The organism is Pedobacter sp. 01T416_2, assembly GCF_056398925.1.
Genome location: NZ_JBFTQI010000260.1, coordinates 1 through 7,211, shown reverse-complemented (window position 1 = coordinate 7,211; position 7,211 = coordinate 1). Strand labels below are relative to the sequence as shown.

General features: G+C 37.1%; 9 protein-coding genes. 8 read left to right on the top strand and 1 reads right to left on the bottom strand.

Translation table 11 applies throughout. The features are described from left to right. The 6 genes from atpB to atpG form a co-directional block, all read left to right on the top strand. On the top strand, window positions 1-500 hold a 500-nt coding region (gene atpB / locus AC1DPQ_RS12700), incomplete at its 5' end, for a F0F1 ATP synthase subunit A (protein ID WP_477609565.1). A 42-nt stretch (window positions 501-542) separates the two neighbouring features. Then, window positions 543-758 (top strand): ATP synthase F0 subunit C, encoded by a 216-nt coding sequence (gene atpE / locus AC1DPQ_RS12695; protein ID WP_056087863.1) that lies wholly within the window; start codon window positions 543-545, stop codon window positions 756-758. Between the two features lie 88 nt (window positions 759-846). Continuing rightward, window positions 847-1,341, top strand: a complete 495-nt coding sequence (locus AC1DPQ_RS12690) for a F0F1 ATP synthase subunit B (RefSeq protein WP_057931912.1) — start codon at window positions 847-849, stop codon at window positions 1,339-1,341. Between the two features lie 60 nt (window positions 1,342-1,401). Further along, entirely contained in the window at window positions 1,402-1,941 is a 540-nt protein-coding gene (atpH, locus tag AC1DPQ_RS12685) for an ATP synthase F1 subunit delta (RefSeq protein WP_477585235.1), read from the top strand. Window positions 1,942-2,077: 136 nt separating this feature from the next. After that, window positions 2,078-3,652 (top strand): F0F1 ATP synthase subunit alpha, encoded by a 1,575-nt coding sequence (gene atpA / locus AC1DPQ_RS12680; protein WP_029279568.1) that lies wholly within the window; start codon window positions 2,078-2,080, stop codon window positions 3,650-3,652. Between the two features lie 87 nt (window positions 3,653-3,739). Further along, window positions 3,740-4,624, top strand: a complete 885-nt coding sequence (gene atpG, locus AC1DPQ_RS12675) for an ATP synthase F1 subunit gamma (RefSeq protein WP_477579389.1) — start codon at window positions 3,740-3,742, stop codon at window positions 4,622-4,624. A 337-nt stretch (window positions 4,625-4,961) separates the two neighbouring features. Here atpG and AC1DPQ_RS12670 read toward each other — a convergent pair whose 3' ends face one another. Beyond that, window positions 4,962-5,609 (bottom strand): PKD domain-containing protein, encoded by a 648-nt coding sequence (locus AC1DPQ_RS12670; protein WP_477579387.1) that lies wholly within the window; start codon window positions 5,607-5,609, stop codon window positions 4,962-4,964. A gap of 175 nt (window positions 5,610-5,784) precedes the next feature. On the opposite strand from AC1DPQ_RS12670, the gene AC1DPQ_RS12665 reads away from it, so the two are divergent. Together AC1DPQ_RS12665 and AC1DPQ_RS12660 are read left to right on the top strand one after the other, a co-directional pair. Beyond that, the gene (locus AC1DPQ_RS12665; protein WP_477579385.1) at window positions 5,785-6,552 is read left to right on the top strand and encodes a 5'-nucleotidase, lipoprotein e(P4) family; all 768 of its coding nucleotides are present in this window, start codon (window positions 5,785-5,787) and stop codon (window positions 6,550-6,552) included. Window positions 6,553-6,609: 57 nt separating this feature from the next. Continuing rightward, window positions 6,610-6,828, top strand: coding sequence for a hypothetical protein (locus AC1DPQ_RS12660; protein WP_193424183.1), 219 nt, complete (start codon window positions 6,610-6,612; stop codon window positions 6,826-6,828). Window positions 6,829-7,211 lie beyond the last annotated feature (383 nt).

Genomic DNA, 7,211 nt, shown 5'->3' with positions numbered 1-7,211 from the left:
GTCATAAGTATGCTAAATTTATGCCTTACCTGTTAACCGTATTTTTCTTTATCTGGTTTAACAACTTGTTGGGATTGATTCCGATTTTCCCAGGTGGTGCTAACGTAACCGGTAACATTGCCTTGACTTTTGTAATGGCATTGGGTACTATGATTATTGTTAATATCAACGGTAATAAATATTACTGGAAACACATTTTAACACCTGATGTGCCTTGGTGGTTATATCCGATTATGATTCCTGTTGAATTAATTGGTATCATTTCTAAACCTTTCGCTTTAATGATTCGTTTGTTCGCAAACATTACTGCTGGTCACATTATCGTATTAAGTTTAATTTCCTTAATATTTATTTTCGAAACGGCTTGGATTTCTCCTGTTTCAGTGGCATTCGTAATATTTATGGACGTGTTAGAATTGTTGGTGGCATTTTTACAAGCCTTTATTTTTACATTATTAACTGCCTTGTTTATTGGTATGGCAGTAGAAGAACATCATTAATAGAAAACTATTTTTTACAAATTAATATAAATTAAATTAGTTATGGTAGGTTCAATCGCGGCAATTGGTGCCGGTTTAGCAGTAATCGGTGCAGGTATCGGTATCGGTCAAGTAGGTGGTAAAGCAATGGAAGGTATTGCTCGTCAACCAGAAGCTGCATCAAAAATTCAGACTGCAATGATTATCGCTGCTGCCCTTATCGAGGGTGCTGCTTTATTCGGTGTGGTAGTTGCATTATTAGGAAACAACCCTCAGTAATTCACCTGAAAAAATTAGGTTGGGTATTTAACGATTGGTTATTTACCCAATCTTATTAAAGAGATTAAGATTAAAAAAATTAGATAAAATGGATTTAGTAACCCCAAGCATAGGATTAATTTTTTGGACTGGAATATCGTTCATCTGCTTATTGATATTACTTAGAAAATTTGCATGGAAACCTATTTTAGGTGCTATTCACGAACGTGAGCAAAGCATTGATGAGGCACTTAACAAAGCTGAATTAGCCAAACAAGAAATGGCTCGTTTAACCAGCCAAAATCAAGATTTGATGCAACAAGCTCGTGCAGAACGTGATGAGATTTTAAAGGAAGCTAAAACTTTAAAGGATGGTATTTTAAACGAAGCTAAAAAACAAGCCCAGGTTGAAGGTGCTAAACTGATCGAGAAAGCTAAAATCGAAATCGAGAACCAAAAGAAAGCAGCTTTAGCTGAAGTTAAAGACCAGGTTTCTTCATTATCATTAGAAATTGCAGAACGTGTTTTACGTACCCAATTGGATGATAAAGCAAAACAAGAAACTTTAGTAGCTAACTTGTTAAAAGACGTTGAATTAAACTAAGCGTATTGCGTAAAGCGATAGCGTACTAAACGCTAACCGCTAAACGCCAACCCAAAAGATATGTCAGAAATTAAAGTTGCAAGCAGATACGCCAAATCATTAATAGACCTAGCCGTTGAAAACAACGCGTTAGAGGTTTCTTATAATGATATGGTTTTGTTTGAGCAAGTGGTTGATGAAACCCCTGAACTAGAAGCAATATTAAAAAACCCGATTGTACCTTTAGATAAAAAGACGGGTATTTTGAACGGTATTTTTGCTGATAAAGTAAGTAAACTAACCATCTCGTTTTTCAAGATTGTTGTAAGCAAAGGCCGCTCGGCGATTTTATTTGCTACAGCAAAACAGTTTATACAACAATATAACCTAATTAAAGGTATTGTGACTGCTGATGTAACTACTGCAAGTGCTTTAAGCCCTGCAGCTAAAGAGCAGATTATTGAAATTGTAAAAAGAGAATTAAAAGCTAACCAGGTTATTGTTAACGAAAAAATTAACGAAAAACTAATTGGTGGTTTTATATTAAAAGTAGGCGATAAGCAATTTGATGCAAGTATTGCCAGCGGTTTAAGTAAACTGAAAAAGGAATTTGCGCAATAGCGTAGGGCGATAAGCGTGTAGCGGAAAACGCCATGCGCCAAACGCCAAAAAAATAGAATTGCGTAAGCGGATGGCAAATAAATGCCAAGCGCCATGCGCCAAGCAAAAACATTTACAAAAAGATATAATTAAAATTATGGTAGAGGTAAGACCAGACGAAGTATCGGCAATTATCAGACAGCAATTGGCGGGCTTCAAATCAGAAACCGAACTGGAAGAAGTTGGTACCGTGTTGCAAGTGGGCGACGGTATTGCCCGTGTTTACGGTTTAACTAAAGTTCAATCGGGAGAATTAGTTGAATTTGCAAACGGCCTACAAGGTATCGTATTAAACCTTGAAGAAGATAACGTTGGTGTGGTACTTTTAGGTGCTTCAGACGAGATCAAAGAAGGTGATACGATTAAACGTACCAAAAAAATTGCCTCTATTAAAGTTGGTGAAGGTATGCTTGGCCGCGTAGTGAACACTTTAGGTGAGCCTTTAGATGGTAAAGGTCCAATCTTAGGTGAAACTTACGAAATGCCTTTAGAGCGTAAAGCACCAGGTGTAATTTATCGTCAGCCGGTAAATGAGCCTTTACAAACTGGTATTAAAGCAATTGATGCAATGATTCCAATCGGTCGTGGTCAACGTGAGTTGGTTATTGGCGACCGTCAGATTGGTAAAACTGCCGTTTGTATCGATACTATTATCAACCAAAAAGAATTTTATGAAGCAGGCCAGCCTGTGTTCTGTATTTATGTTGCTATCGGTCAGAAAAACTCTACTGTAGCTAACATTGTACGTACATTGGAAGAAAACGGCGCTTTACCATATACAGTTGTTGTTGCTGCTTCGGCTGCAGATCCTGCTCCAATGCAGTTCTATGCACCGTTTGCAGGTGCTGCAATTGGTGAGTTTTTCCGCGATACAGGCAGACCAGCTTTAATCGTTTATGATGATTTATCTAAACAGGCTGTAGCTTACCGTGAGGTATCTTTATTACTTCGTCGTCCACCGGGCCGTGAAGCTTATCCAGGTGACGTTTTCTACTTACACAGTCGTTTATTAGAAAGAGCTGCGAAAATCAACTCTAACGATGATATCGCAAAAGCGATGAACGATTTACCTGAATCGATTAAACATATTGTTAAAGGTGGTGGTTCATTAACAGCTTTACCGATTATCGAAACTCAGGCAGGTGACGTATCAGCATATATCCCAACCAACGTAATTTCGATTACTGATGGTCAGATTTTCTTAGAGTCGAACTTGTTCAACTCAGGTATCCGTCCGGCAATTAACGTAGGTATTTCGGTATCACGTGTGGGTGGTAATGCGCAAATCAAATCGATGAAAAAAGTAGCAGGTACTTTAAAATTAGATCAGGCTCAATACCGCGAGTTAGAGGCTTTCTCTAAATTCGGTTCTGATTTAGATGCTGCAACGAAATCGGTTTTAGATAAAGGTGCACGTAACGTACAAATGTTAAAACAAGCTCAGTTTACACCTTTTACAGTTGAAAAACAAGTAGCTATTGTTTATGCAGGTACTAAAAACTTAATGCGTAGCGTACCGGTTGATAAAGTAAAAGAATTCGAAACTGAATATTTAACGCAATTGGAATTACGTCATCCAGAAACTTTAGCGGCATTAAAAGCTGGTAAATTTGACGATACCATTACAGGTGTTTTAGATACAGTAGCAAAAGAGATTTCAAGTAAATATTAATAAGATTTGAGACATGAGATTTGAGATTTGAGATTGGGCCGGAAACGTCTCACATCTTATATCTCACATCTCACATCTAAATAAAGAATGGCTAATTTAAAAGAAGTAAGAAACCGGATTGCATCGGTACAATCAACGCAGCAGATTACCAAGGCTATGAAAATGGTTTCGGCAGCTAAGTTGAAACGTGCTACCAATGCAATTATCGCTTTACGTCCTTATGCAACTAAACTGAAAGAGATTTTAGGTAATCTATCAGCAAGTTTAGAAGGGTCTTCATCGCCTTTTATACAAGAGCGTGAACCTAATAAGGTTTTAATTGTAACAGTATCATCAAACCGTGGTTTGGCTGGTGCTTTTAACATGAACGTGATTAAAGCGGCCAACAATTTAATTGCTGAGAAATATAGCGAACAGTTGAAAAACGGTAATGTAAGCATTATTTCTATCGGTAAGAAAACTCAGGATTTTTACGAAAAACGTAATTATAACGTAATTGGTAATAATAACGAAGTATACGCTGCTTTAACTTTCGAAAACGTAACCAAAATTACCGATGCGATTATGGCCGGTTTTGTTAAAGGTGAGTTCGATAAAGTGGAGGTTGTTTACAATCGTTTTAAAAATGCAGCGGTTCAGTTTATTACAACTGAGCAATTGTTGCCTTTACCAAAAGCAGAAGGAACAAAGGTTGAAAGTAAAACGACCAATGTTGATTACATTCTAGAGCCTTCGCAAGAAGAGATTGTAGGACAGTTGATCCCTAAATCAGTTAAAATTCAGTTATACAAAGCCGTTTTAGATTCTCATGCTTCTGAGCACGGTGCACGTATGACATCAATGGATAAAGCAACTGAAAACGCTGGAGAATTATTGAAAGCCTTAAAACTTTCATACAACCAGGCACGCCAGGCAGCAATTACAACTGAGTTAACTGAGATTGTGAGTGGTGCAGCAGCATTGAACGGATAATTAGTTTGCAGCTCACAGTTCTGAGTTAGCAGTATTGGTTATATAAAATACAAAACCCATTTCTTAATTGGAATGGGTTTTTTGTTGTTAATACAGTCTGTAATCCAAAATTATTATGTTTTTTATGGATTATTGAAAAAAAGAAGCAATAATCTTTGACCCCTGAATCTAAGTGAAAGGGGCAAAATTAAAATCCTCTAACTGTAAATAAGCTTATACTGAAGCAGAAACATTAGCCTTATCGTAAGCGGTAGCAGAAACTTTTCAAACAGTTAAAATTTTTATAAACACAAAGCCCGCCTCGGTTAGGAACGGGCTTTGTGTTTTATACCGATTGTTATAAATTCCCAAGTGTAGAACTAATTCCTAGTTCCCCATGTGCGCCAAGCTGAATTTTAGTATCGTTATTTACTGAGAGGATGTTATGCATAGAATCTTTTTGCCAGAACATATCATCAAAACGAAAAGCTTTTCCTTTCACAATGCCACTAATGTTTGTAAGCTGCAATAAATTTCCTGTAGCCTGTAATTTAACATAAATAGTATCAGAGAGCCCATTGGGCTTTAATACTGATCTCACTGTATTAGCAGGTAGGTTTACATAAGAATTCAGATCCAGATCGAAAGCGCTGTTGTTTTTAATTTGGTAACTGATATCCCCCGGAAGTATCCTTACTTTGATCTTACTAGTCTTGTTGTAAACGGTCAAAGTCACTTCGAAAATGCCAGAAGTCTTGTACTGATGTGCAGTTTTACTTCCTTTGGTTTCAATAGTTCCATCGCCGTAATTCCAAATATAATTGCTGCCTGCAGTTGCATCTTTTGCATTAAGCTCAATTTTTTGCGTTAAATACAATGATTTTTTGTCAATGTTAAAATCGGTTGTACTAATTTCGGTTGTGCCGATTTCTGGATTTGATTGTTTCTTGCATGCAGCAAGGAAAAATAGGGCAATAGCTATCCCTAGTAGGCTTTTAGATTTCATAATAAAATGATTTTATTTGTGTGTATTCAAAGCTAATAAATTTACTATAACTAAAAATTTAATCGATTAAATTATTCGCGATTTTTTACCCTGAATTTATTGAGACATGATTTAATGATGTTTAATGAATGCCGCATCACAGGAGTTTAATATCTTTGGGCATTAATTTCAAATCATGAAAAAACACCTGCTTATCGTTATATCGTTTCTGCTACCACTTGTTGCTGCAGCTCAAAATCCAGCGAGAGATTATACCAATGCGGTACTTTGGCAGCAAACTTCGGGCGAGTATAGAGCACTATGCTTTCAGGCTTATAACTTTGCCCGTTTATCATTAAAAGATGCTTTATGGGCAGATACCAGCAAAAAGCCAAATTGTGTGATTGTTGATATAGACGAGACGGTTTTGGACAACTCGGCTTTTCAGGGACATGAAATAAAAAAAGGACTAAGTTATATTCCCGAAGACTGGACCGAATGGACAGACCTGGCTAAAGCTGATACTGTTCCGGGGGCTTTGGCTTTTTTAAAGTTTGCCGCATCAAGGCATATCGAAACATTTTATGTAAGTAACCGCAATGAAAAGGATTATACCGCAACATTGAAAAACCTTCAAAGCTTTGGCTTTCCATATGCAGATGATGCGCATTTAGTGGTTTCGAAAGGAACATCAAATAAAGAACCGCGCCGCCAAAAAATTACTGAAACGCATAATATTCTCTTGTTATGTGGCGATAATTTAAGCGATTTCAGCAATATTTTTTATCGTGAAAATAAAAATACCTTTGAACAGGTAAACACAAATCAACACCTGTTTGGCACAAAGTATATCGTGTTGCCAAACCCAATGTACGGAGATTGGGAAAAGCCTTTGTATCAGGGAGAAAAACTTAGTGATAAGGATAAAGCGAAACAAAGATTAGAACGATTAAAAAGTTATTAAGTTTTATAATTATTCAGCAATAAGTATTACTTTTGCAGCATCATAAAAATAAACATTATGGAGAACAACGAATTAAAGCACAATACAGAAAGTATGAAAACGGCTAACCAGCCAGGAATTTATAAATTAATAATTTTTGGTGTACTGGTTTGCATGGTGGGTACTTACGCGCGTTTCGCTTACGATTCGTGGCAAGTATCTTTAGCATCCTGGATTGTTTTGTTCATCGGTGCAATTATTGCCATTAAAGGTGTATTTAAAATATTAGACGCATAAGCCAATTGCGATCAAGATATAAAGCCGGTCATGTTCATTCATGATCGGCTTTTTTGTTTATAGGCACAAATCCATCAGATTTTAAGTCCTGCAGCCCTCATTGAGGCCATTAGAATAATATTACTTTCTTTTTTGAAAAGCAAATTCAGAAGCATTTAGGTTACAGCAGTCCCGCCATTTGCTTTAGCCCTGATGAAGAATCAGGGGCTATCGCGACTGTCGGGTTTAGGATAGAAAGGTCTGCCTAAGTAATTTAAACCTGACAGGAGCGGGCACCGAACGCAGAGCGGTAAAGCGGATGGCAGGGCTTTCGGAACCGATGTACACAGTAACCTGCTTTTCAAAAAAGACACATATTAAAGACGCTAGGCAAACCTCGCAGG